General features: G+C 43.6%; 28 protein-coding genes, 1 pseudogene and 3 riboswitches. All 29 genes and pseudogenes read left to right on the forward strand.

Going from position 1 to position 26,228, the window contains the following annotated elements; all coding sequences use genetic code 11:
• Positions 1 to 241: 241 nt before the first annotated feature.
• Positions 242 to 439, forward strand: coding sequence for a hypothetical protein (locus ACXAFV_RS20400; protein WP_475129171.1), 198 nt, complete (start codon positions 242 to 244; stop codon positions 437 to 439).
• Between the two features lie 127 nt (positions 440 to 566).
• Positions 567 to 1,700 (forward strand): sensor histidine kinase, encoded by a 1,134-nt coding sequence (locus tag ACXAFV_RS20405; protein WP_475129173.1) that lies wholly within the window; start codon positions 567 to 569, stop codon positions 1,698 to 1,700.
• Position 1,701: 1 nt separating this feature from the next.
• Complete coding sequence (locus tag ACXAFV_RS20410) at positions 1,702 to 2,301, forward strand: response regulator (protein WP_475129175.1); 600 nt, start codon at positions 1,702 to 1,704, stop codon at positions 2,299 to 2,301.
• 163 nt (positions 2,302 to 2,464) lie between these two features.
• A riboswitch (TPP riboswitch) is annotated at positions 2,465 to 2,573 on the forward strand.
• Between the two features lie 117 nt (positions 2,574 to 2,690).
• The gene (gene tenA, locus ACXAFV_RS20415; protein WP_475129177.1) at positions 2,691 to 3,392 is read left to right on the forward strand and encodes a thiaminase II; all 702 of its coding nucleotides are present in this window, start codon (positions 2,691 to 2,693) and stop codon (positions 3,390 to 3,392) included.
• Positions 3,392 to 3,970: an ECF transporter S component gene (locus ACXAFV_RS20420; protein ID WP_475129179.1), complete on the forward strand. Its 579-nt coding sequence runs from the start codon at positions 3,392 to 3,394 to the stop codon at positions 3,968 to 3,970. Before tenA ends, ACXAFV_RS20420 begins: the two co-directional genes overlap by 1 nt.
• A gap of 6 nt (positions 3,971 to 3,976) precedes the next feature.
• The gene (locus ACXAFV_RS20425) at positions 3,977 to 5,422 is read left to right on the forward strand and encodes an ABC transporter ATP-binding protein (RefSeq protein ID WP_475129181.1); all 1,446 of its coding nucleotides are present in this window, start codon (positions 3,977 to 3,979) and stop codon (positions 5,420 to 5,422) included.
• Complete coding sequence (locus ACXAFV_RS20430; protein WP_475129182.1) at positions 5,419 to 6,222, forward strand: energy-coupling factor transporter transmembrane component T family protein; 804 nt, start codon at positions 5,419 to 5,421, stop codon at positions 6,220 to 6,222. The genes ACXAFV_RS20425 and ACXAFV_RS20430 overlap by 4 nt, the downstream gene beginning before the upstream one ends.
• Positions 6,223 to 6,233: 11 nt before the next feature.
• Entirely contained in the window at positions 6,234 to 6,860 is a 627-nt protein-coding gene (locus tag ACXAFV_RS20435) for a thiamine phosphate synthase (RefSeq protein WP_475129184.1), read from the forward strand.
• Positions 6,844 to 7,965, forward strand: coding sequence for a glycine oxidase ThiO (gene thiO / locus ACXAFV_RS20440; RefSeq protein WP_475129186.1), 1,122 nt, complete (start codon positions 6,844 to 6,846; stop codon positions 7,963 to 7,965). Before ACXAFV_RS20435 ends, thiO begins: the two co-directional genes overlap by 17 nt.
• Positions 7,949 to 8,152: a sulfur carrier protein ThiS gene (thiS, locus tag ACXAFV_RS20445; RefSeq protein WP_475129187.1), complete on the forward strand. Its 204-nt coding sequence runs from the start codon at positions 7,949 to 7,951 to the stop codon at positions 8,150 to 8,152. Before thiO ends, thiS begins: the two co-directional genes overlap by 17 nt.
• Position 8,153: 1 nt before the next feature.
• Positions 8,154 to 8,918, forward strand: coding sequence for a thiazole synthase (locus tag ACXAFV_RS20450; RefSeq protein ID WP_475129189.1), 765 nt, complete (start codon positions 8,154 to 8,156; stop codon positions 8,916 to 8,918).
• Positions 8,918 to 9,937 (forward strand): MoeB/ThiF family adenylyltransferase, encoded by a 1,020-nt coding sequence (locus tag ACXAFV_RS20455; protein ID WP_475129191.1) that lies wholly within the window; start codon positions 8,918 to 8,920, stop codon positions 9,935 to 9,937. Before ACXAFV_RS20450 ends, ACXAFV_RS20455 begins: the two co-directional genes overlap by 1 nt.
• A gap of 142 nt (positions 9,938 to 10,079) precedes the next feature.
• On the forward strand, positions 10,080 to 11,462 hold the full coding sequence (locus tag ACXAFV_RS20460; protein ID WP_475129192.1) for an L-cystine transporter: 1,383 nt from the start codon (positions 10,080 to 10,082) through the stop codon (positions 11,460 to 11,462).
• A gap of 162 nt (positions 11,463 to 11,624) precedes the next feature.
• A riboswitch (SAM riboswitch) is annotated at positions 11,625 to 11,734 on the forward strand.
• Between the two features lie 86 nt (positions 11,735 to 11,820).
• Positions 11,821 to 11,973 (forward strand): YezD family protein, encoded by a 153-nt coding sequence (locus ACXAFV_RS20465; RefSeq protein WP_475129194.1) that lies wholly within the window; start codon positions 11,821 to 11,823, stop codon positions 11,971 to 11,973.
• A gap of 108 nt (positions 11,974 to 12,081) precedes the next feature.
• Positions 12,082 to 12,780 carry a phosphoadenylyl-sulfate reductase gene (locus ACXAFV_RS20470; protein ID WP_475129196.1) on the forward strand — a complete coding sequence of 233 codons (699 nt, stop codon included), beginning with the start codon at positions 12,082 to 12,084 and terminating at the stop codon, positions 12,778 to 12,780.
• A 57-nt stretch (positions 12,781 to 12,837) separates the two neighbouring features.
• Positions 12,838 to 13,860 carry an inorganic phosphate transporter gene (locus ACXAFV_RS20475; RefSeq protein ID WP_475129253.1) on the forward strand — a complete coding sequence of 341 codons (1,023 nt, stop codon included), beginning with the start codon at positions 12,838 to 12,840 and terminating at the stop codon, positions 13,858 to 13,860.
• Between the two features lie 41 nt (positions 13,861 to 13,901).
• Positions 13,902 to 15,032 carry a sulfate adenylyltransferase gene (sat, locus tag ACXAFV_RS20480; protein ID WP_475129198.1) on the forward strand — a complete coding sequence of 377 codons (1,131 nt, stop codon included), beginning with the start codon at positions 13,902 to 13,904 and terminating at the stop codon, positions 15,030 to 15,032.
• A gap of 19 nt (positions 15,033 to 15,051) precedes the next feature.
• Positions 15,052 to 15,654: an adenylyl-sulfate kinase gene (gene cysC, locus ACXAFV_RS20485; protein ID WP_475129200.1), complete on the forward strand. Its 603-nt coding sequence runs from the start codon at positions 15,052 to 15,054 to the stop codon at positions 15,652 to 15,654.
• 12 nt (positions 15,655 to 15,666) lie between these two features.
• A complete protein-coding gene (locus tag ACXAFV_RS20490; protein WP_475129201.1) occupies positions 15,667 to 17,277 on the forward strand; it encodes a nitrite/sulfite reductase in 1,611 nt (536 codons plus the stop codon).
• A 14-nt stretch (positions 17,278 to 17,291) separates the two neighbouring features.
• The gene (locus ACXAFV_RS20495; RefSeq protein WP_475129202.1) at positions 17,292 to 17,531 is read left to right on the forward strand and encodes a DUF3906 family protein; all 240 of its coding nucleotides are present in this window, start codon (positions 17,292 to 17,294) and stop codon (positions 17,529 to 17,531) included.
• Positions 17,531 to 18,304, forward strand: a complete 774-nt coding sequence (gene cobA, locus ACXAFV_RS20500) for a uroporphyrinogen-III C-methyltransferase (RefSeq protein WP_475129254.1) — start codon at positions 17,531 to 17,533, stop codon at positions 18,302 to 18,304. Before ACXAFV_RS20495 ends, cobA begins: the two co-directional genes overlap by 1 nt.
• On the forward strand, positions 18,305 to 19,054 hold the full coding sequence (locus tag ACXAFV_RS20505) for a sirohydrochlorin chelatase (RefSeq protein WP_475129203.1): 750 nt from the start codon (positions 18,305 to 18,307) through the stop codon (positions 19,052 to 19,054).
• The gene (locus ACXAFV_RS20510) at positions 19,035 to 19,586 is read left to right on the forward strand and encodes a precorrin-2 dehydrogenase/sirohydrochlorin ferrochelatase family protein (RefSeq protein WP_475129205.1); all 552 of its coding nucleotides are present in this window, start codon (positions 19,035 to 19,037) and stop codon (positions 19,584 to 19,586) included. The genes ACXAFV_RS20505 and ACXAFV_RS20510 overlap by 20 nt, the downstream gene beginning before the upstream one ends.
• 201 nt (positions 19,587 to 19,787) lie before the next feature.
• Positions 19,788 to 20,918: pseudogene (locus tag ACXAFV_RS20515) on the forward strand (MBL fold metallo-hydrolase).
• A gap of 101 nt (positions 20,919 to 21,019) precedes the next feature.
• Positions 21,020 to 21,120, forward strand: a riboswitch (purine riboswitch).
• A 139-nt stretch (positions 21,121 to 21,259) separates the two neighbouring features.
• A complete protein-coding gene (locus ACXAFV_RS20520; RefSeq protein ID WP_475129206.1) occupies positions 21,260 to 21,859 on the forward strand; it encodes a xanthine phosphoribosyltransferase in 600 nt (199 codons plus the stop codon).
• The gene (locus ACXAFV_RS20525) at positions 21,856 to 23,145 is read left to right on the forward strand and encodes a nucleobase:cation symporter-2 family protein (RefSeq protein WP_475129208.1); all 1,290 of its coding nucleotides are present in this window, start codon (positions 21,856 to 21,858) and stop codon (positions 23,143 to 23,145) included. Before ACXAFV_RS20520 ends, ACXAFV_RS20525 begins: the two co-directional genes overlap by 4 nt.
• A 357-nt stretch (positions 23,146 to 23,502) precedes the next feature.
• On the forward strand, positions 23,503 to 24,327 hold the full coding sequence (locus ACXAFV_RS20530) for a M55 family metallopeptidase (protein ID WP_475129209.1): 825 nt from the start codon (positions 23,503 to 23,505) through the stop codon (positions 24,325 to 24,327).
• A 15-nt stretch (positions 24,328 to 24,342) separates the two neighbouring features.
• Entirely contained in the window at positions 24,343 to 25,275 is a 933-nt protein-coding gene (locus ACXAFV_RS20535; RefSeq protein ID WP_475129211.1) for an ABC transporter permease, read from the forward strand.
• A complete protein-coding gene (locus ACXAFV_RS20540; protein WP_475129212.1) occupies positions 25,275 to 26,228 on the forward strand; it encodes an ABC transporter permease in 954 nt (317 codons plus the stop codon). The genes ACXAFV_RS20535 and ACXAFV_RS20540 overlap by 1 nt, the downstream gene beginning before the upstream one ends.

The following is a 26,228-nucleotide window of genomic DNA, read 5'->3' on the forward strand; positions in this document are numbered from 1 at the left end:
TAATGTGAGACCCCGCAGGAGCACAGCTCCGAGGAGGCTCACGGGCTACCCGCGGAAAGCGAAGTCTTGCACGGAAATCAATAGCGGCATTAAAAGCCCACACTGATTTTACAGGCAGGGAATTTCAGATAAGAAAACCTTGTCGAAAAGGGCTATATCACACTGATAGAGTATGCTATAATGTTGATAGAATGATGCTAGCACATCATAGCACTACGGATTTTGGAGGGTTTAACAGTATATGAGTACCACTAATAGAATTCAGTTAAATGTCAGAATCGAGAAAGAAACCGCTCAGCAATTAGATGAAATTGTAGAATATTATCAGGAAAAGACGAAGATTGGCAGAATATATAAAGGTGATGTTTTGACAGATATCATCAAAAAATCTCACGAACTCATGTTGAAACAGATCGCGATTCAAAACAGGAAATATTGATGAAGACAGGATACAATATTACAGCGTATACGATTCCAAAAAGGATTTGTATACGCTTTTTATTCATATGTTTGACTAGGAATATGGTAAGATAACAACAAACATTCATACAAATGAGGTATCGATCGTGCAGCTCCCCGATAAATTAATTAGAATTCAGAAAAGCTCAGGTATTTCGCCTTACATATGGAGTATCATCAGCATTTTACCTTTTTATTTTATTTTTCAATCATCTTCAACGGTTGAAATCATTGTAGGAATCACATTGACGATTTTATTTTTCATCTTTTTAAGGCTCGCCTTCCTTTCAAAGGAGTGGCCGGTTTATTTATGGACATCCTTTTTAATCGCGATTTCCATAACGATGACCATACAGTTTAATTTTATTTATTTTGCATTTTATATTGCTTACTATAACGGGAATATAAAAAACCGGATTGCTTTCTTGACGCTGTATATCATTCATTTAGTTCTTACAACCGCTTCCATTAATTTTAAGTTTGTAGAGCAGGAAGACTTATTCCTCTCTCAAATACCGTTTATCCTGATCATTTGGATCAGTGTGATTCTGCTTCCATTCAATATCTACAATCGCAATAAACAAGGGTGGCTCGAAGAAAAACTTGAGGATGCGAATAAACGCATTTCGGAACTTGTCAAACAAGAAGAAAGGCAGCGTATTGCACGTGATCTGCATGATACATTAGGACAGAAGCTATCCCTAATAGGCTTGAAAAGTGACTTGGCCAGAAAATTGGTATACAAAGATCCCGAGCAGGCAAAAGAGGAATTGAAGGACGTACAACAAACAGCCAGGACCGCATTGACAGAGGTACGCACGATGGTATCCCAAATGCGTGGAATCCGTTTGGAAGACGAAATGGTAAGGATCAAGCAAATCCTTAAAGCTGCTGATATTGAATTGATAATAGACGAGGAATCCAGCTTCCCGGATACTTCACTCTTTCTTGAAAATATATTAAGCATGTGTTTAAAAGAAGCAGTCACAAATGTCGTAAAGCACAGTAAGGCTGATACATGTGAAATAACAATCGATGAATACGATAATGAATTAACTATAAAGGTAAAGGACAATGGCATTGGTTTGCACAAGGATAAAGACCTATCAAAAGGAAGCGGATTAAGAGGGATGGAAGAGCGGCTTGATTTTGTGAACGGGACGCTCGAAATCATTTCTGATAATGGGACGACATTGATTATGAGAGTTCCTAAAGTGATCAAACAGATAGGGAGGGAATGAGATGATTCGCATTGTAATTGCTGAAGACCAGCGGATGATGCTGGGTGCATTAGGTTCTTTGCTTAATTTAGAGGATGATTTAGAGGTTGTGGGGAAGGCGGGCAATGGTGAAGAAGCCGTATCCCTGGTCCGCCGCCTGAAGCCTGATATTTGCATGATGGATATCGAAATGCCGGAGAAGACCGGACTTGAGGCAGCGGAAGAATTAAAAGGGGAAGGCTGCAAAGTCATCATCCTGACTACTTTTGCACGCTCTGGCTATTTTCAGCGTGCGATAAAGGCCGGAGTCAAAGGGTATCTATTAAAAGACAGTCCGAGTGAGGAACTTGCAAGCTCAATTCGCCTTGTCATGGAAGGTAAAAGGATCTATGCTCCTGAACTGATGGATGATATGTACAGTGAAGAAAATCCATTAACAGATCGGGAAAAAGAAGTCCTTGAACTTGTGGCAGACGGAAAAAATACAAAAGAAATCGCTGAAGAGCTTAAGCTGAAAACAGGTACTGTACGAAACTATATTTCAACGATCCTCGATAAACTTGAAGTGAAAAATCGGATCGAAGCCATAACTCATTCTAAAGAAAAAGGCTGGTTTAAATAAAACAGAATGTATACATCTTAAGAAAATCTGAAGAAAAAAATTTAGGTTCTGGATACCCTGAATTCCTAGCTTCTTTTAACGGTGCGGGGTATTAGGAGATGTAAAAAAGATTGACAAGAAAAAATTACATGGTACGATTACATCGAATTCAAAATTACATATGACGATCCACTAGGGGTGCCTTTCAAGAAGGCTGAGATTAAAGTGTAACTTTAAGACCCTTTGAACCTGATCTGGTTGAGACCAGCGTAGGGAAGTGGTGTTTGAAGGTTACATAATTTGTCTGATGTACTGCCTATTCAAGCCACTTTCTGTTCGCTATTTGCGTAATGGAAAGTGGCTTTTTTGTTTCCTTGGTGATGGGTCGTCATAGAAAAGGAGAGTCAGTGATGACATTTTCAAATGAATTAAGAGAAGAAGTGAATGAGATATGGGAAGCAAGCTTCAATCACCCTTTTGTAAGAGGGATAGGTGACGGCACACTTCCACTTGGGAAATTCCGCTATTATGTGCTGCAGGATGCCTATTATCTATCTCATTTTTCCAGGGTTCAGGCGTTGGGAGCCGCTAAAGCACCGGATTTACATACCACCTCAAGAATGGCAGCCCATGCCCAGGGCACGAATGAAGCGGAATTGTCCCTGCATGAGACGTTTTCCGTTCAATTGGGTATCACAGAAGAAGAAAGGAAACAATTCAAGCCCGCTCCTACCGCATATGCGTATACCTCCCATATGTACAGGGCGGCACAATTTGGGGGGCTTGCTGATATCCTCGCTGCGATCCTACCGTGTTACTGGCTTTATCATGAAGTCGGTGAGCGCCTGAAGCTGTGTTCACCGGATGAACCCATTTATCGGGAATGGATTGCCGCTTACGGCGGGGAGTGGTTTGGTGAACTGGTGAAAGAGCAAATCAACCGTCTGGACGAGTTGGCTGAAAAAGCTTCAGATGAAGAAAAATCCCGTATGAAAGAGCTGTTCATGATCAGCAGTATTTACGAGCTTCAATTCTGGGAAATGGCATACTCCATGGAGAAATGGCCGTTTGAACATCATCTTCTAGTACATTCTGGAAAGCTGGTGAAGTAATGGCGAAGTTACGATTAACGGATATTCTCGTTACGGTTGTCATCTCTATTGGATTTGGTGTCATTTATAAAATTTGGGGACCGTTATACAACATGATTAAGCCGTTCGGTCTGCATGCTGATCAGCTTATTTATGGGATGTGGTTCATGGCTGCGACAGTCGCTTTCCTAATCATCCGTAAGCCTGGAGTAGCACTGCTCGCTGAAATCGCAGCTTCGTCCGGGGAATTTCTCATGGGGTCTGAATGGGGGCTTGAGGTGCTGCTGTTCGGTATCGTGCAAGGGCTGTTTGCTGAAGCCGTTTTCTTCGTTACAAGATACAAACTTAACAATCTCACCATCATAAGCCTGGCTGCCGTGATGTCTGCATTCGGATCGATTTTGATGGATATGTATAAAGGATATATCGGAGATCTTGCTACTTGGAATCTACTTTTGTTTTTGGGAGCAAGATTGCTTGGTTCTGTACTTATTGCAGGAATCGGAGCTTTCTATCTTGTAAAATCTCTAGAGCAAACTGGTGTAACAAGCCTTGTCAGACCAACTGAGAAGGAAGACTACGAAGCTCTTGACAGATAGGTGTGAATGTTTTTGAAGATTGAAAAACTGAGGTTGAAGTTTCCTGGTGGAAATAAATTCATATTTAAAGATTTATCACTTTCCATCGGTAAGGGGGAAAAGGTCCTGCTGCTTGGTCCTTCCGGCTGTGGGAAATCAACATTGCTCAATGTATGTGCCGGATTGATCCCGCATTCTTATGAGGTACCGATGAAAGTATCCTCCATTTCTTATCCTGTTTCCTGGGGGTATGTATTTCAAGATCCCGAGGCACAGTTTTGCATGCCTTATGTGGATGAGGAAATTGCATTTGTACTTGAAAATCTGAATGTACCAAGAGAACAGATGGAGGATAAGATCCATGCGTTATTGAAGAAAGTGGGATTAGATCTGCCAGATCCCCATACTAGGATTTCCGAATTGTCAGGGGGAATGAAACAACGGCTTGCCATTGCTGCAGTACTTGCGCTGGAGCCGGACACGTTATTTTTAGATGAACCGACCGCGTTAGTGGATGAGGCAGGAACAAAGGATATCTGGGAGACGATCAAACATATCAGCAGCGATAAAACGGTAGTGATCGTGGAACATAAGTTGGATTACGTAGTCGACTTAGTCGACCGCATCATCCTCTTTAACAAGATTGGAGAGATACTTGCAGATGGAAATGCAGAAGAAGTTTTAACAGAGTACAAAGAAGTCATCAAGGAAGATGGAGTATGGTATCCGGGAGCATGGGATGAGTATATAAGGTCAAGTCCCTTTCCGAAAACAGACGAACTTCTAGGTGGAATGGCTATGGAAGTTGAGAATTTTAAAGGGTATCTGAATAAGCATCCGAAAATAACGATCGGCCGCGGCTCTGTCAGAAAAGGGGAATGGATTTCGATCCTTGGAAGTAATGGGGCAGGTAAATCCACCTTTCTACATAGTTTGATGCAATTTATCAAAACGACAGGAAGATACGAACTTTTTGGCCATGAAGTAAACAAACAGAAAACTCCCGAACATTGTACATTCGTTTTTCAGAATCCTGAGTTTCAATTTGTCGCTAACTCCGTTTTTGACGAAATTGCATTTAGCCTAAAGCAGAAAACTAGCAGCGGGAAAGTGCTGGAGGATAAAGTGAAGGTCATTCTGAAAAGGTTCAACCTGGAAGAACATCGTCATCAGCATCCATATCAGTTATCCATGGGACAAAAGAGGCGGCTGAGTGTTGCCGCATCGATCTTAATCAGTCAGGATATCATTCTTTTGGATGAACCCACTTTCGGCCAAGATGCGGCAAATACCTTTCAATTGCTGGAAATGTTGAAGGAGTTGCAGCTTCAAGGTTCAACCATACTCATGGTGACGCATGATGAGGATATTGCTAGGTCCGTTTCGAACAGGATATGGACAATCGAAGAAGGTGAATTGGTGAAGGATGAACCGTGTTATAAATCATATGAAGTGAAGGAGGGAGTCTTGTGAATATCGATTTCGTCTTCAAGGAGACTTGGCTGCATCGAATCAACCCGAGCTTCAAACTCATCATCATGGTCATTCTGTTTATCGTGATTCTGCTGATCCATCGATTGAATATGCTTGTTTATTTAACTGCTTTTTCCTTTCTATTATTCTGGTTGTACTCTGGTCATACTGTGAAAGTCAAATCCCTGCTTTTGCTGCCTTTCATCCTTGTTTTTACCTCTACGGCATCTTCGATGATTTTATTTGGAAAAGGAGATGTCATATGGGTGAAATGGGGACTCATCCAGATTTCAGAAGAAAGCTTTTATCGAGGCATCCACATAGGTTTCAGGGCCTTTATTTTCGCCCTGCTGGGATTATTATTCACGCTTTCCACCCGTCCGGTCAAGCTGTTCTATTCAATGATGCAGCAACTGAAGCTGAAACCTAAATACGCATACAGCTTTATGGCGGGGTTCAGACTGCTGCCGATTATTGCTGAAGAATTCGTGACCATCCGCAATGCGATGAAAGTACGGGTGGTAAAACGTAGAAAAGGTGTTGCCGGATTGTTTTTCACTTTCCGGTCCTACGCTCTCCCGCTTCTTGCACAAAGTATAAGGCGGGCGCATCGGATTGCTGTTGCCATGGAGGCTAAACGTTTCTCCGGCAGCGGGAAGAGGACATATTTTTATCACATCGGTTTTTCGAAATCAGACGGACTGTTTTTAGTCGTGATCATCGCCATGGTGATGATCAGTTACTATGCTTCGGGTACATATCCGATTTTCCCTGTTGGGGATGTACGTTATCAGGGATAGGAGGCGATTTAATGAAGAGACAGCTTCATGCTGTTACAACTGGTCAACAAGGAATAGAAGAAATGGTCCGTATTTCCCTGGCCATTAAGCCATTCATCGATTTTCTCCATATCAGGGAAAAGAGTTGGACAGCACGCGAAATAGATATGGCTTTCAGGAAATTAGTCAGAGGGGGCTTTCCTCCGGATAGGATAATCGTCAATGACAGGGTGGATGTTGCAGCTGCAGCCGGTGCTGGAGCTGCGCACCTTGCTCATCATAGTTTAAGAGTGTCAGCGGTTAAAAGGATATTTCCTTCAATGAAAATCGGAGCGTCCATTCACTCGATAGATGAAGGGGTCTCCTTGCAGGAGGAAGGAGCGGATTATCTTTTTTACGGAAACATATTCATCACACCTTCCAAAGCTGGCAAGCCCGGGGTGGGAACGAGGAAAGTAATGGAGCTTGTGGATGCAGTCAATGTCCCTGTCATTTCTATTGGTGGCATCAAACCAGGAAATGTGCAGGATATCATAGCATCAGGTGCTGCAGGTATAGCCGTCCTATCCGGGATTTTTCTTACGAAGGATCCGGTAAGCTCCGCAAAAGAATATCGAGTACAGCTTGATAGAGGTGAGAATTTTGAACAAAGATTATGACGTCATCATTGTGGGAGCCGGGGTGATCGGATGTTCAATCGCTTATCAGTTAGTAAAAAGAAAGAAAAAGGTATTGATACTCGAAAAGGACAAGATCGGTGGAAAAGCTTCTTCGGCTGCAGCCGGGATGCTGGGTGTCCATACTGAGTTCGATGGTGATGAAGAACAGTTGAGGGCTGCCATTAAAAGCCGGGATATGTTCCCTGCTCTTTCGCAAGAATTAAGAGAAATAAGCGGAATAGACGTTGAATTCAATCAAAATGGGATGATCAAGCTTGCATTCACTGAATCGGAACAAAGGGCTTTACGAAGGCTGACAGCCGTAAGTAAAGATGTAGAATGGCTTCCTGAAGAAGAAGTGTCAAGGCTTGAACCCGGATTATCAAAAAGGAATATGGGGGGCATCTATGCGGACAAAGACGGTAATGTGTCTGCACGAAAGCTCACACTTGCACTGGCGAGTTCCGCAGTGCGGCTCGGTGCAGAAATAAAGGAATTCTCACCGGTGCTTGGTTTCCTTCACGATAACGGCAAATGCAATGGGGTCAGGACACAGAATGGAACCTATAACTCTAGTGAAGTCATTGTCGCAGGCGGCGCCTGGAGCCGCGAGATATTGAATACTGCAGGGGTTGCTATCAGCGGATATCCAGTCAAAGGAGAATGCTTCTCTGTCGTGCTGGATAGCCCGCAAATAAAAAGGACAATTTTCACAGATGGTTGCTATCTTGTTCCGAAACCAGGAAATCGCCTTTTGGTTGGTGCCACTGAACACCCTTATACGTTTGATGAATCGATTACGGTGGGGGGAATCAATAGATTAATGAATAAAGCCATTGCACTTCTTCCGTACCTTGCATTTGGACATTGGGAGAAAGCTTGGGCAGGTGTAAGGCCGAAAACGGAACGTTCTCGTCCCCTGATTGGTAGAGTTCCAGGCTGTGAAGGTCTATCGGTCGCTTCGGGTCATTACCGTAATGGAATTTTACTCGCGCCTCTAACAGGAATCTTGATGGCTGAATTAATCGAAAGAAAAGATAACGACCCCATCTTCAGACTGGGTGATAAGGATGAAAGGATGTTGAATAGTGAAAGTAAGAATTAACGGTCAATTTGTGGAAATCCCCGATACTTTGTCGACAATCACAGACATGATGAATCACTTTTCTTTAAGTGATCGAATCCTCATTGTCGAAGTGAATGGTGATATCACAGAGAAAGAAAAATATGACACAACGACTATCAAAGAATTGGATTCTATTGAATTCGTTCATTTCGTAGGAGGCGGTTGATATGTTGAATATAGGTAAATATGAGTTTCAATCACGTTTATTACTAGGAACAGGTAAATATCCTGATTTTGACACACAGAAAAAAGCTGTAGAGGAATCAGGAACGGAAATTCTGACGTTTACTGTAAGAAGGATGAATATATTTGAAGAAAATCAGCCCAACCTATTGGAACGGCTGGATTTAGATAAGTATTCACTCCTTCCTAACACAGCGGGTGCGAAAACGGCACAAGAAGCGGTAAGACATGCAAAACTTGCAAGGGCTTCGGGATTGTGTGACATGATCAAGGTAGAGGTCATCGGGTGCGGGAAGACACTACTGCCCGATCCCATCGAAACATTAAAAGCGACGGAAGAGCTAGTAAAAGAAGGATTTACGGTTCTTCCATACACGTCTGATGATGTTGTGCTTGCAAGAAGATTGGAAGAAGCGGGAGCTCACTCAATCATGCCCGGAGCTTCTCCGATCGGCTCTGGGCAGGGTATCATGAATCCAGTCAATTTACGATTCATCATAGAGCAGTCAACTGTGCCTGTGATTGTGGATGCAGGCATCGGTTCCCCTGCGGACGCAGCATATGCTATGGAGCTCGGTGCAGATGGTGTCCTTCTGAACACCGCAGTATCCGCAGCAGGAGACCCAGTGAAAATGGCGGGTGCGATGAAGCTTGCTGTTGAAGCAGGGCGAATGGGGTTTGAAGCAGGCAGGATCAGAAAGAAGGCTTATGCTTCAGCTAGCAGTCCGATGGAGGGTATCGTCAGCTGATGTATGAACGGTATTCCAGACAACAGTTATTTGCCCCGATTGGAGAAACTGGCCAGATAAGCATTTCTTCCAAGCATGTTCTTGTGGTCGGGGCGGGAGCACTTGGTGCAGGAAACGCGGAAGCACTTGTCAGGGCAGGAGTCGGTAAAATTACGATTGCTGACCGTGACTACGTGGAATGGAGCAATCTTCAAAGGCAGCAGCTTTATACCGAGAAGGATGCAGCAAATAGGATGCCTAAAGCCGCAGCTGCAAAGAAACACTTGAAGGAAATCAATTCAGAAGTTGAAATCGAAGCACATATCATGGATGTCGGTCCTAATGACATAATAAGACTTGCTAAAGACGCGGATCTCATCATTGACGCCACAGATAATTTTGATACCAGACTGATGATCAATGATGTATCTTTTCAGAAAAAGATCCCCTGGATATATGGCGGATGTGCAGGCAGCTACGGTATTACCCATACATTCATTCCGGGTATGACTCCTTGCCTGACTTGTATGATGGAAACCATTCCTTCTCATAGTATGACGTGTGATACATCAGGGATTATTTCACCTGCTGTATCAATGGTGGTCTCCTATCAAGTCTCTGAAGCATTGAAAATATTGGCGGGAGATTTGAATGCAGTCCGTCAAACCCTTACATCATTTGATGTCTGGAGAAATGAATACAGCTCTGTTAATGTGCGGGCGCTGAAGAAGCCGAACTGCCCTTCTTGCGGAGAGAACCCCCGCTACCCCTATCTTAAATATGAAAACCAGCTTAAATCGGCGGTGTTATGCGGAAGGGATGCTGTCCAGATCCGTCCTGCACGACCGGGAGCCGTGGACCTTGATCGCATGGCAGAACAGATGGAATATCATATGGAACGTGTCGAGAAGAATCCATACCTTATTGCCTGTAAAAATGGAAAACATCGGATTGTCCTATTTCGGGACGGCCGTGCGCTCATCCATGGAACAAAAGATATTACGGAAGCAAAATCACTCTATCATCGATATTTCAGCTGAATGATGAAGAAGGCCCGTCCCTCGATGCATTAACGCGTTAGAGGGGCGGGCCTTTTCCATCATATCTTGTTCATATGCATCATAAACTACATTAAGCCTTTGGCCAGCAAGTCATTACAACCCGGAAAAAGGAGGTTTTATGATGAATGTTTGGGTCGTGTTGTTGAATCTTCTGATGTTTATTGTTCTTATTGGTGTTTTAATTTATTTGCAAAAAAGGAAGGTTTCTTTTTCAAAGAGGGTGTTCACAGCTCTTGGTCTCGGCATCGTATTTGGCTTTGTCCTGCAGTGGTTGTATGATCCCGGTGATGAAAATCTACTTCAGTCGATCGAGTGGTATAATATCGTCGGCAGCGGCTATATCAAGCTTCTGCAAATGATTGTCATGCCGCTTGTGTTTGTGTCGATCATTTCTGCTTTTACTAAACTGAAACAATCCCACAATCTGGGCAAAATTTCTGTGTTGATACTCGGCCTGTTAGTTGGAACGACGGCTGTTGCAGCAGCTGTAGGAATCGCGACGACCGCAGCATTTGATCTGGAAGCTATACAGATTGAACAAGGTGATGCAGAAGCGGCGAGAGGGGCACAGCTTGAAGAGCGTGCAGCGGCCATGGAAGGCCAGAGCTATCCGCAAAAAATCCTCGAGCTGCTCCCGGCCAATCCGTTCTATGACTTTACAGGTCAGCGTGCGACATCAACGATTGCTGTCGTCATCTTCGCTGCATTTATTGGGGTAGCATATCTTGGAGCTCAAAGAAAAGATCCGGAAGCAGCTTCGTTTTTTAAGAGAATGGTGGATTCCGTTTATTCGGTCATTATGAGAATCGTCACATTGGTATTGAGACTTACTCCATATGGCGTGTTGGCGATCATGGCAAAGACGGTCGCTTTAAGTGACTTCGATGCCATCACCAAACTTGGTGAATTTGTAGTTGCTTCATATATTGCTTTGCTCATCATGTTTGTCATTCATCTCATTATGTTGACACTTGCAGGATTAAACCCTGTAACGTATGTGAGAAAAGTATTACCTGTTTTAACGTTTGCTTTCACTTCGAGGTCCAGTGCAGGAACACTCCCGTTGAATATCCATACCCAGACGAGAAAGCTGGGCGTTTCAGAAGGGATCGCTAACTTTTCTGGATCATTCGGGCTTTCTATTGGTCAAAATGGATGTGCAGGAGTATATCCTGCCATGCTTGCCGTCATGATTGCGCCGACTGTGGGGATCAATCCATTGACTCCTTCTTTCATTTTGACGCTCATCCTGATCGTTGCCATTTCCTCTTTTGGAGTCGCAGGGGTCGGTGGAGGAGCCACATTTGCCGCTATCCTCGTGCTATCTGCGATGGACCTGCCGATCGCACTTGCCGGTCTTTTGATATCTGTAGAACCGCTGATTGACATGGGGAGGACTGCAGTTAATGTCAGCGGGGCTATGACTTCAGGCGTGATTACAAGTAAAGTGACCGGAGAATTGGCTTCCGAAGTTTATAATGAGGGGCAGGTGGCAGAAGAGTAACCACTATTTGTATACCACTAAATAATTGAATGAATAATATATTAAGTGAAATCAAGAAAATGAGATTTATTGAACTTTTATTAAAGTTTATAAATCTTATCGAAAAACTCGGGTTGACATCTTTCGGAAACGTGATATTATTTAGAATATTAAATTAAATATTTCTTATCCAGAGCGGTGGAGGGACCTGGCCCATTGAAACCCGGCAACCTACTTTTATCTAGTAAGGTGCTAATTCCAGCAAAATGTGGAGTCATTTTGGAAGATAAGGTAACCTATACCTGAACAGCCTTCCAGAATGGAAGGCTGTTTTTTCTTTCAGACTATGACTGGATAAGACGAAGTTTGGGGGAATCTTGTGGCAAATCAAGACAATCAAGAAGCATTTGATGAAGTTGTTGAAAATGTGAAGTCGATGTTAAAGACGATGAAATACGGGTCGATTACAGTCGTGGTCCAGGATGGAAAAGTTGTACAGCTGGAGAAAAATGAAAAGGTTAGACTTAAATAAACTGAAATGCTGACTAGACAAACTAGAGGCGTTTAACACTCTGAGGGAATCCCTTTCTGTGTTTGACGTCTCTTTTTCTTTTTTCAGCTCAGTAAAGGGGGTTGTATATTGTTAACCTATCAAAATTGGAAGTACCCAAACTTTTCTTTCCGCGTTGATGAAACCTATAAAGGTGCCTTGAATGTTCTCCAGTGGTCTTATGAACATTTCGGAGATGATATCGTGTATGCGTGCAGTTTCGGAATTGAGGGAATTGTACTGGTTGATTTGATCTCCAAGGTCAAACCTTCGGCAAAAATTATCTTTCTGGATACAGACGTACATTTCGAAGAAACGTACGAAACGATTGAAAAAGTCAGAAACAGGTATCCCGACTTAATCATTACGTTCAAGAAATCAACATTGTCATTAGATGAACAGGCTGTGAAATATGGTGAAAAATTGTGGGAGAACGATCCCAATCAATGCTGCCGCTTAAGAAAACTCATTCCGCTGGAAGAAGCATTATCAGAAGGGCATGCCTGGATCTCAGGATTGCGGAGAGAACAGTCAGAAAGCAGGAGCAATGTGAATTTCATTAATAAGGATGAAAAGTTTAAATCGATAAAAATTTGCCCGCTCATCCATTGGACGTGGAAAGAAGTGTGGAGGTATGTCCACAAACACCAACTTCCTTACAACACACTCCATGATAAAGGCTATCCCAGTATTGGGTGTTCCCACTGTACGGCACCTGCCTATAACATGGACGACTTACGCTCAGGCAGATGGAAAGGCTCAGGTAAGACAGAATGCGGTCTTCATTAAGGAGGGGGAAGATCGTTGCTTGAAGTGACTGCACTTCTTGTATGTCTATTTTTTGCGATGAACATCGGTGCGAGTGGAGCGGCTGCATCGATGGGTGTGGCTTATGGTGCAGGTGCGGTGAAAAACATGAGAACAGCCTTATTGATATGCTCTGCCGGGGTGTTTCTCGGCGCTGTGCTGGGAGGCGGGGAAGTGGTGAAAACGATCAGTTCAGGAATTATCCCGCCAGGCATCCTTACTATTGAGATCGTGGTTATTATCCTGCTTTCTGCTACTCTATCGCTGTTTCTGGCCAACCTGATGGGCATTCCGCTGTCGACCAGTGAGGTAACGGTCGGGGCAGTTGTTGGAGCGGGTGTCGCATATAAGGTTCTATTTATAAAATCTCTGCTCGTAATCATGATGTTTTGGATTGTTGTGCCACTGGCAGCCTTCCTTATCACCTGGTTGACCGGAAAAAGCTTGTACCTGCTGGAGAAGAAAGGGTATCTATTCAGGAAAAAGTGGATGGGTGTTGTGCTGGTAGCAGCAGGGTTCTTAGAAGCTTTTTCTGCAGGCATGAATAATGTAGCCAATGCTGTCGGACCACTTGTTGGAGCAGGGATGTTGTCTGTTGGGAAAGGCATTTGGCTGGGCGGCTTTTTCGTAGCTCTCGGTGTCGTTTTATTAGGGGGCAGGGTAGTTGAAACCAACGGAAAGAAAATTGTTCAGTTTACAAAAATGGAAGGCATCGTCATATCGAGTACAGGAGCTGTTCTTGTGATGATCAGCTCCCTATATGGAATGCCGATGCCGCTTACTCAGGTAACGTCATCCTCCATCATTGGTCTCGGGGCTGCGAAAAGGGGAAAGGTGATGCTGAAGAAGAAAATCGTATCGAAAATCATCAAGATCTGGGTGGTATCACCTCTTATTTCGCTCAGTATGTCCTATTTTATGATCAAGCTTCTGATTCAATCAGATTTGTATTCAATTGTCGTACCTGTCAGCGTGATAATTGCAACCATAGGTGCTCTTTCTTTAATGAAGATCATAAATGAAGAAAAAAGATCTGTTCATGAAGAAGGTGGAGGCATCTGAGTTCAAAACCAACTAAAACGATAGATATAAGGAGGATGGAAATGAGTTTACAACCACATGGAGGAACATTGATTCAGGCTTTCCATGAAGGAGCAAACCTGGATGGAATAACAAAGGAAATTGAATTGGACGAAATTGCATTGAGCGACTTGGAACTGATTGCGATTGGTGCATATAGTCCGATCGGGGGGTTTTTAACCGAAGAGGATTATAACAGTGTAGTGGAAAACTTGCGCCTCAAAGATGGCACCGTATGGAGCATCCCTATTACCCTTCCGCTTAATGAGAGGGATCAATTGAAAAAGGGAGAGAAGAGTAAGCTGGTCTATAAGGGTGTTACGTACGGAACAATTGATGTAACCGACATATATCAGCCTGATAAAGAAAAGGAAGCACTTTATGTTTATGGCACGACGGATTTGAATCATCCAGGTGTGAAGAAGTTGTTCGATCGTGGTGATATCTATGCTGGAGGCAGTATCACTCTTCATAGGAGGTTATCGAAACCATTCTCTTCCTATTCGTTCGATCCTTTGGAGACGCGCAGGAAGTTTCAAGAAAAAGAATGGAAGACGATCGTCGGTTTTCAAACGCGAAACCCTGTTCACCGGGCACATGAATACATTCAGAAAACAGCCCTGGAAACAGTCGATGGATTATTCCTGAATCCTTTGGTGGGAGAAACCAAAAAGGATGACATTCCGGCCCACATCAGAATGGAGAGCTATGAAGTGCTGTTGAAGAACTATTATCCCGAGGACAAAGTGACGCTTGGCGTCTTTCCGGCTGCCATGAGGTATGCAGGTCCAAGGGAAGCGGTCTTTCATGCGCTGGTACGGAAGAATTACGGATGCACCCATTTTATTGTAGGACGTGATCATGCAGGAGTAGGGGATTATTACGGCACGTATGATGCTCAAAAAATATTTGATTTGTTCAGCCCGGATGAAATCGGCATTATTCCATTACGGTTCGAACATAGTTTCTATTGCGAAAGATGTGAAGGGATGGCGACTGCCAAAACGTGCCCGCATGAATCGGAACATCACCTCATCCTATCCGGTACGAAAGTGAGAGGAATGCTGCGAAACGGCGAAGTGCCGCCTTCCACTTTCAGCAGGCGGGAAGTGATTGATGTATTAATCAACGGATTGGCACAGGAGATCGGCTAAATGGTAAGGAGGATTAAAGATGAGTAAAGGGACAGAGAACATCGTCTGGCATGAGGCGGCTGTAAAAAAGGATGCAAGGCGGATGAAGAATGGTCACGGAAGCTTCATATTATGGTTCACAGGATTGTCGGCATCCGGAAAGTCTTCAATCGCCAATAAGCTGGCGCATTCCCTTTTCGAAAGCGGAAAGCAGGCAGTGGTACTGGACGGCGACAATATTCGCCATGGATTAAACAGCGATTTGGGTTTTAAAGAAGCGGATCGCAAAGAAAACATCAGAAGGATCGGAGAAGTATCCAAATTATTAGTCGAGAGCGGACAAATCGTCCTTACCGCCTTCATTTCACCTTACAGGGATGACCGCGGTTTGGTCAGGGGATTGGTGGATAGGGGTGAATTTATCGAAGTGTATGTGAGATGCTCCCTTGAAGAATGTGAGAAACGAGATCCAAAGGGGCTTTATCAAAAAGCCAGAAGAAATGAAATCCCACATTTCACTGGAATCAGCGCACCCTATGAAGAACCATCAAACCCCGAAATCGTGTTGGATACCGAAAAGGACTCGATTGATGTATGCGTGGAGAAAATCCTGAATGAATTAAAGCAAAATCGTCTTATTTAAGGAGTGAATGATATGGCTTATGTAAAATCATGGTCTGAAAATGAAAAGCTGAATAAAACGGAGAAATGGAAGCTGGAAAGAGACGGGTTGGCCATTTTCGAGGATATCCCCTATTATGCGGAGCACGGTTTTTCATCTATTCCGAAAGAGGAATGGGATAAATTCAAGTGGGCGGGACTATATTTGCAGCGTCCTAAAGAAGATGGATATTTCATGATGAGGGTCAACGTCCCTTCCGGTGTACTAACTTATGAACAAGCAAGGGAACTTGCTTCGATTGCCAAAGAGTACGGCCGGGACGTCTATGACATTACCACGAGACAGGCGATTCAATTCCACTGGCTAAAGATCGAACAAATTCCTGATATCTTTGATCGGTTAGAGAAAGCGGGACTTTCTTCTGCAGGGGCATGCGGTGATATTACGCGGAATATCGTCGGCAACCCCCTGGCAGGTATTGACCCTGATGAATTATTTGACACAAGAAGTATCGTCAAAGAAGTATACGACTTTTTCCAGCATAATGAAGATTTTTCGAACCTTCCAAGGAAATACAAAATGTCAATCAGTTCCAATGTCAAAAATGCTGCGAATGCAGAGATCAATTGCGTTTCTTTCATCCCTGCAAAAAAAGTGATTCAAGGTAAAGAGGAAGCCGGCTTCCATTTGAAGATCGGCGGCGGCTTGTCTGCTCGTCCATTTCTTGCGGAGGAGATCGATGTTTTTGTCCTCCCTCACCAGGTGAAAGATACAGCTGCAGCTGTTACGACGATCTTCCGTGACTTCGGTTACCGTGAAAAGCGCCACTTGGCACGTCTGAAGTTTCTGATGGCAGATTGGGGACCGGAAAAATTCCGTGAGAAACTGGCAGAGTATGTCGACCTTTTACCGGCAGGTGATGATGCGGTATCTGGATGGAATGCCGGCTACTTTTACGGAGTGCATAAACAAAAACAGCAAGGACTGAATTATGTCGGGCTGAATGTTCCGGTTGGGCGTCTGAATTCAGATGAAGTATTTGAGCTTGCCAGAATATCAAAAGAATATGGAAATGGTGAACTTAGAAACTGCAATTCTCAAAATCTCATCATTCCCAATATACCGGATGAACATGTCGATGCTTTACTCGAAGAGAAGATCTTCGACCGTATATCTACAAGCCCACTTTCCTTTATCGGCTACTCGGTTTCGTGCACGGGGATTGAATACTGCAATCTGGCACTGGTTGAAACAAAGGAGCGGATGAGAGTGATTGCAAACGAACTCGACAGAGACTTGTCACTCGACGTTCCGGTCCGCATCCATATGGTCGGATGTCCGAATTCATGCGGTCAGCGGCAGATCGCAGATATAGGATTGCAGGGAATCAAAATGAGGACAAAAGACAAGAAAATGATTGAAGCATTTGAGATATATGTTGGCGGAACCCTGGAAGGCGGAGGAAAGCTGAATGAAAAACTGAAGGGGAAAGTGAACGCAGAGAATTTGACCTCTGTGGTAAAAGAATTATTGGTCCACTTTAGGGATACAAAAAAGCCTGGCGAATCATTCTTTGATTATATCAAACGTAAAGGGAGTTCTTCTCTGCAGCAGTCACTGGATGAGATGCTTCAGGAAGCATAAAGGGAGGGAACTGCATGAATCTGTACCGGTTTGAAGTAACGACGCCTGCATCTGTCATAAGTGTCATCGTTGCTGCAGAACAAGATGAAAAAGCATTCGACCTTGTAGAAATAGAGCTGGAAAAGTATTTCTTGAAAAAACCAGTAATCCAGGACATCTCTCTATATGAGAAACGAAGAATCAGAGGAAACGGTGCAGGATATGTACTTCACGAACTGGAAACAAGTACACACTCTTTGGGGGGAAGTCGATGATGGGAAAGGTATACTTGGTTGGAGCGGGTCCGGGAGATCCAGAATTGATTACGCTTAAGGCACTGAAGGCGATAGAAAAAGCAGATGTGATTCTATATGACCGTCTCGTAAATAAAGAACTTCTGACATATGCCAGGAAAGGGGCGGATTTGATCTACTGTGGAAAACTGCCAAACTATCACACAATGAAACAGGAAACCATCAATCATTTTCTAGTGAGGTACGCTTCCGGTGGAAAAGAAGTCGTCAGGTTGAAAGGAGGCGATCCTTTCGTATTCGGAAGGGGCGGGGAGGAAGCCGAAGCCCTCGCAGGCAAAAACATTCCGTTTGAAGTCATTCCGGGAATCACGTCTGGAATTGCCGCAGCTTCCTATGCAGGGATACCGGTCACGCACAGGGACGCGAGTTCGTCTGTCGCTTTCGTGACGGGTCATCGCCAGAATAACCATTTAGAGGAAGAAAAATGGGAAGGTCTTTCGAAAGGGATTGATACTTTGGCCATTTATATGGGGGTCAGTAATCTCCCATATATTAAAGGGAAACTGATGAAATATGGAAAGAGCAAAGATACCCCGGTAGCCCTCGTGCACTGGGGTACAACCGAAGTGCAAAGAACCGTCACAGGTACGCTTGAGACCATCGTAGATATTGTGAAGGAAGCAAAGATTTCAAATCCCAGTATGATCATTGTCGGGGAAGTTGTCCGTTATCGTGAGAAAATCCAGTGGTTTGAAGAGATGGTTGAAAAGCGTCAGATGAGTGAGGCGTTGTAGATGGCACATGCCGTTTTATATGTATGTCATGGAAGCAGGCTTAGGGAGGCACGGGATGAAGCAGTCAGTTTTATTAATGAATGCAAGCCTCATATACATGCAGACTTACAGGAAATCTGTTTCCTTGAGCTTGCATCCCCTTCCATTGAAGAGGGCTTTGATGATTGTGTGAAGAAAGGGGCTGAACAAATTTCCGTTGTTCCTCTTTTATTATTGACTGCGGCCCATTCTAAAAAGGATATACCTGACGTGCTGAAAGCATGTAAAGCTAAACATCCATCCATTTCTATCAATTACGGAAAGCCAATAGGAGTACACGAAAAAATGGCTGACTCAGTGATTAACAGGATCAATGAATGCAAGGTAATGGATTCTTCTTCCATTGCTGTTCTGATCGGAAGAGGAAGCTCGGACCCTGACGTGAAAAGAGATCTGGCCAAAATTGCTGAAATTGTCCAGGGAAAAACGGGTTTGGAATCTGTCTGGATCTGTTTTCTGACTGCCGCTGCACCGAGCTTTAAAGACACGCTTCAAAAAGCAAAGCACACAGGAAAAAACGTTATCTTCATTCCTTATCTGCTGTTTACCGGCTTATTGATGAAAGGAATAGAAAAAGACCTGAATGATGAAAACAACCGTTTATTGCTCGGTGGTTACTTAGGTAAAGATTCTATGGTTGCAGAAGCGTTTTTGGACCGGGTTAAAGAAACGATGAAAGCGGGAGAACACAATGCTGCCTCTTATGGTTGAGATGAAAGGGAGAAGAGTAACCGTGGCAGGCGGAGGGAGAATCGCGTTAAGAAAGCTTCTTGTATTTTTGGAACATGGAGCAGATGTGACAGTGGTAAGCCCGCAAGCAGTTGAAGGAATCAGGGAGCTTGCCGTCAGAAAAGAAATACAGTGGAAACAAAAAACAGTCGAAAATGCCGATTTGGAGGATGCCTATTTCATTATTGCAGCAACTGATCAGAGAAAGATAAATGAATGGATAAAAGGTCAGGCATCCCCATATCAACTTGTATGCTTAGTAGATCAAGGAGAGCATAGTGATTTTCAAATGACCTCATTTAAGCAAAAGGGCCATTTAACAATCTCTGTATCAACGAGCGGTGCCAGCCCTTATTTAGCAAAAAAATTATGCAGGCAGTTCATGGAACAATATGATGACTCATTTATAGAATCACTATCGTACTTGGCTAAGAAAAGAAAGGAAATCAACCAATCTGCCCTTAGCAGAGAAGAAAAGCTCAAGTTACTAAAGGACATGGCGGATGAGGTATAGATGAAATATCTATACCTTTTTGTCATTATCGCTAAAGAATAGTAGGAGTTGGAATAAATTAAATAATGGTGTGAATCAAGGGAATGCTACTATTTGTATGCATTCCTTTTTTAACCCAAAATTTATATTGACCTAGTAAGTTACTGGTGCCGACACCAAACTAAGGATCCAAGTATCTTTATTATTGAGGAGGTATTTCCATTGTCTGTAAAAACAATATCAGTAAAAGAAATAGCACAAAAAGTAATACGGCATGAAAAAGCGTTCATACTTGATGTAAGAAAAAAGGGAGATTTTGATGATTGGAAGGTTGAAGGGTAATCAATCGAAGTTCTTAATACCCCCTTTACTGAATTGATGGACGGTATTGATCCTATCGTCGATCATTTACCAAAAGATGAACCGATTTATGTGATTTGTTCAAAAGGAAACTCGTCAAAAAAGGCTGCTGAACAAATTGCCGGACACGGTTATGACAATGTTTATTCCATCGAGGGCGGCATGCAAGCTTGGAGTGAACATCTAGAGCCGATCAAGGTTGGGGATTTACAGAATGGAGGCACTCTTTACCAATTTGTCCGAATCGGCAAAGGCTGCCTGTCCTACTTCATAGAATCAAATGGTGAAGCGGCTGTAGTGGATACAACCAGAATGACGGAAGTCTTTGAAAACTTTGCAAAGGAAAAAGGGGTGAAAATCATAGCGTTGATTGATACCCATCTGCATGCTGATCATATTTCTGGAGGAAGAAAACTGGCCGTATCTTCCGGGGCTGAGTATTTTCTTCCCCCTAAGGATGCAGAGGAAGTGACATTTGGCTTCACCCCGTTGGAAGAAGGGAATGACATCAAAATTGGCGATTCAGTGATTACCATCCATCCATTATATTCACCTGGCCACACCATCGGCAGTACCTCCCTGATCATTGATGACTCTTATTTATTAACGGGTGACATTTTGTTTATCGACTCGATCGGACGTCCTGATCTTGCTGGTAAAGCCGGTGACTGGGCTGATGATCTTCGTCACACATTGTATGAGAAATACAAGCCTTTAGAAGATGACTTAACCGTACTCCCGGCCCATTTCATGACGATCAATGAAATGAATGAAGATGGCAGTGTCGCTGAGAAGCTGGGGGTTTTGTACAAAGAAAATCATGGTTTGAACATCGAGGATGAAAGTGAGTTCAGGAAAGCAGTCAGTGAGGACCTTCCCCCTCAGCCGAATGCATATCAGGAAATCAGGGAAACCAATATGGGTAAGATAACCCCTGATGATGACAAGCAGCGTGAAATGGAAATCGGACCTAATCGATGCGCAATTAAATAGATAGCAGTAAAACCATCCTTAAACACGAACGAAAAATAAATAATCTATTAAAATGTATGTGATTTATCTTTACAACTACTTTCTAACCCTTTATACTTACGGTAATCAAATAAACATTCACTCATATAATCGCGGGGATTGGCCTGCAAGTTTCTACCGGATGACCGTAAATTGTCCGACTATGGGTGAGCGATGGATTGCATGTACGAATTACTTGCTTTCTTTACCTTTTACAAATATACCTAAAGGTCATTGTTCACTCAGTCAACGAGTGTGATGGTCTTTAGGTTTTTTATTTTTTATTGATTGTTTTGGAAAATGGCTGAAGGGAGCAGTTAAGTATGCATTTATTAAAGAAAAAAATTAGTGAAGAGGGAGTCGTTCTTTCTGATTCTGTCTTGAAAGTGGATTCGTTTCTAAACCACGGGGTAGATCCTCAATTAATGGATGCAATTGGCGAAGAATTCGCTGAAAGATTCAGGGATCAAGGTATTACAAAGGTACTGACCATTGAATCTTCGGGTATCGCTCCGGGGTTGATGGCTGCACTAAAACTTACAGTTCCTCTGATTTTTGCACGTAAACGGCAATCCCTTACACAATCTGAAGGTTTGATCACTTCGAAGGTGTATTCCTACACGAAGCGGGAAGAAAATACGATTTCTGTATCAGGAAAATATATTCAAAGAGGTGATAGAGTCCTTATCATTGATGATTTTTTAGCAAATGGACAGGCCGCTTTCGGTCTTATCGATCTTGCAGAAAAAGCCGGGGCTGATGTTGCCGGCATTGGGATAGTCATCGAAAAATCCTTTCAGGATGGAGGGGCTATCCTCCGGCAGAAAGGCTTCCGGGTTGAATCATTGGCAGAAATCGAGTCACTGGAAGCTGGCCGTATTGCATTTAAAGAACAACAGGCAGCGGAGGCGAATCTTTCATGAAAAATGTATCCTTGGGTATTCAGCATGTATTGGCCATGTATGCCGGAGCGGTCATTGTTCCATTAATAGTTGGCGGGGCATTGGGTTTATCGGGTAAAGAGCTCACTTATCTTGTTTCAATTGATATATTGATGTGCGGGGTAGCAACGATTCTCCAAGTATGGAAAAATCGATTCTTTGGTATCGGGCTTCCTGTTGTGCTGGGCTGTACATTCACAGCCGTGGGGCCGATGATTGCGATCGGCGGACAGTATGGAATATCTGCTATTTACGGCTCAATTCTTGTATCAGGTGTGTTTGTGGTCCTTATCAGTAATTACTTTGGAAAGTTGGTCAGATTCTTTCCCCCTGTCGTTACGGGATCGGTTGTGACCATCATTGGGATCACCCTGATTCCCGTAGCCATGAACAATATGGCTGGCGGTCAGGGCAGCGCAGAATTCGGTTCCTTGACCAATTTGTCATTGGCATTCGGTACACTGTTGATCATTTTAGTTCTTTACAAGTTCTTCACTGGATTCATCCGCTCGATTTCGATTTTGGCAGGTTTGGTTATCGGTACTGTCGCTGCATCGTTTTTGGGGATGGTTGACTTCGATGAAGTAGGAAACGCTGCTTGGTTTCATATGGCTCAACCTTTTTACTTCGGCATGCCGACATTTGAGCTTTCAGCGATATTGACAATGATCTTGGTAGCTATGGTAAGCCTGGTAGAATCGACTGGTGTGTATTTTGCATTAGCGGATATATGTAAAAAAGATGTAGCTGAAAAAGATTTGGCAAGAGGCTACCGAGCAGAAGGATTGGCCATTGTCCTCGGTGGAATATTCAATGCATTTCCTTATACCACCTATTCTCAAAATGTAGGATTGATCCAACTATCGGGAGTCAAAAAGAATCACATCATTTATCTAACAGGATTCTTCCTTGTTATCCTCGGATTGGTTCCGAAAATAGGCGCACTGACCACTATCATACCCGCACCCGTTCTTGGCGGTGCAATGGTTGCCATGTTCGGGATGGTCATCGCGTATGGAATCAAGATGCTCAGTCAAGTAGATTTCTCTTCTCAGGAAAATCTTTTGATCATTGCTTGCTCAGTGGGAATGGGACTAGGTGTCACAGCAGTTCCAGAACTATTTGCCCAAATGCCATCTGGCATCAGGATCCTGACGGATAATGGAATTGTGGCAGGGAGTCTCACAGCGATTGTGTTGAATGTATTTTTTAATGCTGAAGGAAAAAAAGAGTCACAAATGGTATTAAGTGAGCAAAAGGCTTCATAAAAAATTGAATGAAACAGCCAAAGCATGGGTGATTCTGCTTTGGCTGTTTTTGTATTATAGGAATAAAGAAGGTGCTTCTCGCTATTGTGTAAAAAGAATGCCGAATAAGGATAAGGATTCAAAAGTTTAAAGATCAATGGACACCAGCTTAATTTAGAGGGGCATTCAACTAAAGTATAGTCCAAATTAACCCAAACTGAATCGTGAGCGGCAAATACAGTAAGTCTAATTTCCTATTATATATAAAAATAGGAATATATTCCTTTTTAATTGAAATGTTATTGAAATATTCTGAAATAATATCTATAATATTAAGAAAATTTAAATAATATTTCCTATAAAGGAGGTGAGAAGAATATGAATATCTACATGTCAGTGGATATGGAGGGAATCACAGGTTTGGTTGATCATACTCATGTGGATTCGACCAAGCATAATTACGAACGCGGAAGAATCATCATGACAGAAGAAGCCAATGCTGTCATCCATGCTGCTTTTGACAGCGGCTGCAGCAATGTGTTGGTCAATGACAGCCATTCTCAAATGAACAATCTGTTAATTGAAAAGCTGCACCCTGAAACGAAGTTGATATCCGGTGGGGTAAAACCATTCTCTATGGTACAAGGGCTGGATGAGAGTTTCCAAGGTGCTTTTTTTGTTGGCTATCATGCTAGGGCCTCCATGAAAGGGGTCATGTCGCATTCGATGATATTCGGTGTCAGGCATATGTACATAAATGATACACCCATAGGTGAAATGGGGTTCAATGCATATGTTGCAGGGCATTATGGCGTTCCTGTATTGCTTGTGGCTGGTGACGATCAAGCGGCCCTTGAAGCGGAGAGCCTCATACCGAACGTGACGACTGCTGTAGTAAAGGAAACCATTTCCCGTTCTGTTGCAGCAAGCTTAACCCCTGCTAAAGCACATAAATTATTAAAAGAAAAAACGAAAGAAGCGCTTTTAAACCGCAAGAATGTAAAGCCGCTCGTACCACCTCATAACCCAGTGCTCCGGATCGAGTTTGCCAATTATGGACAGGCAGAATGGGCGAGCATCATGCCCGGTACTGTCCTTGAGCCAGGGACTACAACTGTCCGCTTCCAGGCAAAGGATATATTAGAAGCTTACCGGGCGATGGTCGTCATGACCGAACTGGCGATGAAAACTACATTCTGTTAGAAAGTGTGAAAATTGATGGGTACATATTTATTAAAAAGGCTTATGGCCATGGTCATCACATTGTGGCTGATTGTCACTCTTACCTTTTTCCTGATGCATGCCATTCCGGGTTCGCCATTCAATGAGGAGAGAAACACAAGTGAAATGGTTCAGAAAAACCTGGAAGCGCATTATCATCTTGATGAACCATTATTGGTTCAATACGCTCTTTATTTAAAATCACTTGTTACATTGGATTTCGGTCCTTCGATTACAAAGCCTTCTCAAACCGTTAATGATTTATTGGGCAGAGGATTCCCGATCTCCTTCGAATTAGGGATGATCACCCTAATCATTGCTGTACTGTCAGGGGTCTTACTTGGCATATTAGCTGCCCTCCGGCACAACCGTATGATCGATTACATGGCAATGACGTTTGCAGTATTGGGAATTTCGATTCCTAACTTTGTCATGGCAACGATGTTAATCCAACAGGTGGCTGTAAACTGGCAAATCCTCCCCGTTGCCACATGGACAAGCTGGAAACATATGATTCTTCCGACGCTTGCATTAGCCACCGGTCCGATGGCGATCATTGCGCGCTTGACCCGTTCAAGCATGCTTGAGGTTCTGACCCAGGACTATATCCGTACTGCTAGAGCTAAAGGTTTGTCCCCTTTCAAGATTGTCATCAAGCACGCACTGCGTAATGCACTGCTTCCCGTCGTGACCGTCCTGGGCACACTGGCGGCCGGCATTCTGACAGGGACGTTCGTCATCGAACAAATCTTTGCTATCCCGGGGATGGGGAAATATTTTGTAGAGAGTATCAACCAGCGAGATTACCCGGTCATTATGGGAACGACCGTCTTCTACAGTGCATTCTTGATTGTCATGCTGTTCCTGGTAGATCTAGCATACGGCTTCCTGGACCCGCGCATTAAGCTGCATAAGAAGGAGGCTAAATAATGGGTGTACCTCAACATCAACATTCAAAGATGCGAAATGAAGCATTGGACGAATGGTTCATTCCTAAAGAGAAAAATAAGGAGGAAGCTGAAGCTGTTGTAAGGCCGAGCCTTTCCTACTGGCAGGATGCATGGATCCGCCTTTTGAAAAATAAACTGGCGATGCTCGGATTTGTCTTCTTGACTCTGTTAATCGTCATGGCTGTCATTGGTCCCATCATCTCCCCCCACGATGTTACGAAGCAGACACTGGCCAGCCAGAACCTTCCGCCTTCGAGCCAGCATTGGTTCGGGACGGATGATTTGGGCCGGGATGTCTTTACGAGGACTTGGTACGGTGCACGTATTTCACTATTTGTAGGCTTCATGGCAGCCCTGATTGATTTTGTCATCGGCATCATTTACGGGGGGATTGCCGGATACAAAGGTGGAAAAACAGATAATGTGATGATGCGCATCGTCGAAATTCTTTACGGACTTCCATACTTACTGGTAGTCATTTTATTAATGGTCGTCATGGGCCCGGGCCTGTCGACAATCATTGTGGCATTGACCGTCACAGGCTGGATCGGAATGGCGAGGATTGTACGCGGGCAAGTGCTTCAAATCAAGAATTATGAATTCATCCTGGCTTCAAAAACGTTTGGAACGAAAACGGCCAGGATCATCCGGAAAAACCTGCTGCCTAATACGATGGGGCCGATCATCGTCCAGATGACACTGACGGTACCGAGTGCCATTTTTGCGGAAGCATTCTTAAGCTTTCTTGGTCTCGGCATCCAGGCACCATACGCAAGCTGGGGCGTCATGGCTAATGATGGTCTATCTACTATTCTATCAGGCTACTGGTGGCGTTTATTCTTCCCGGCATTATTTATATCACTGACGATGTTTTCGTTTAACGTGTTAGGAGACGGGCTTCAGGATGCTCTAGATCCTAAGCTGAGGAGGTAA

This window comes from Rossellomorea sp. ABR4_012, from assembly GCF_056159545.1.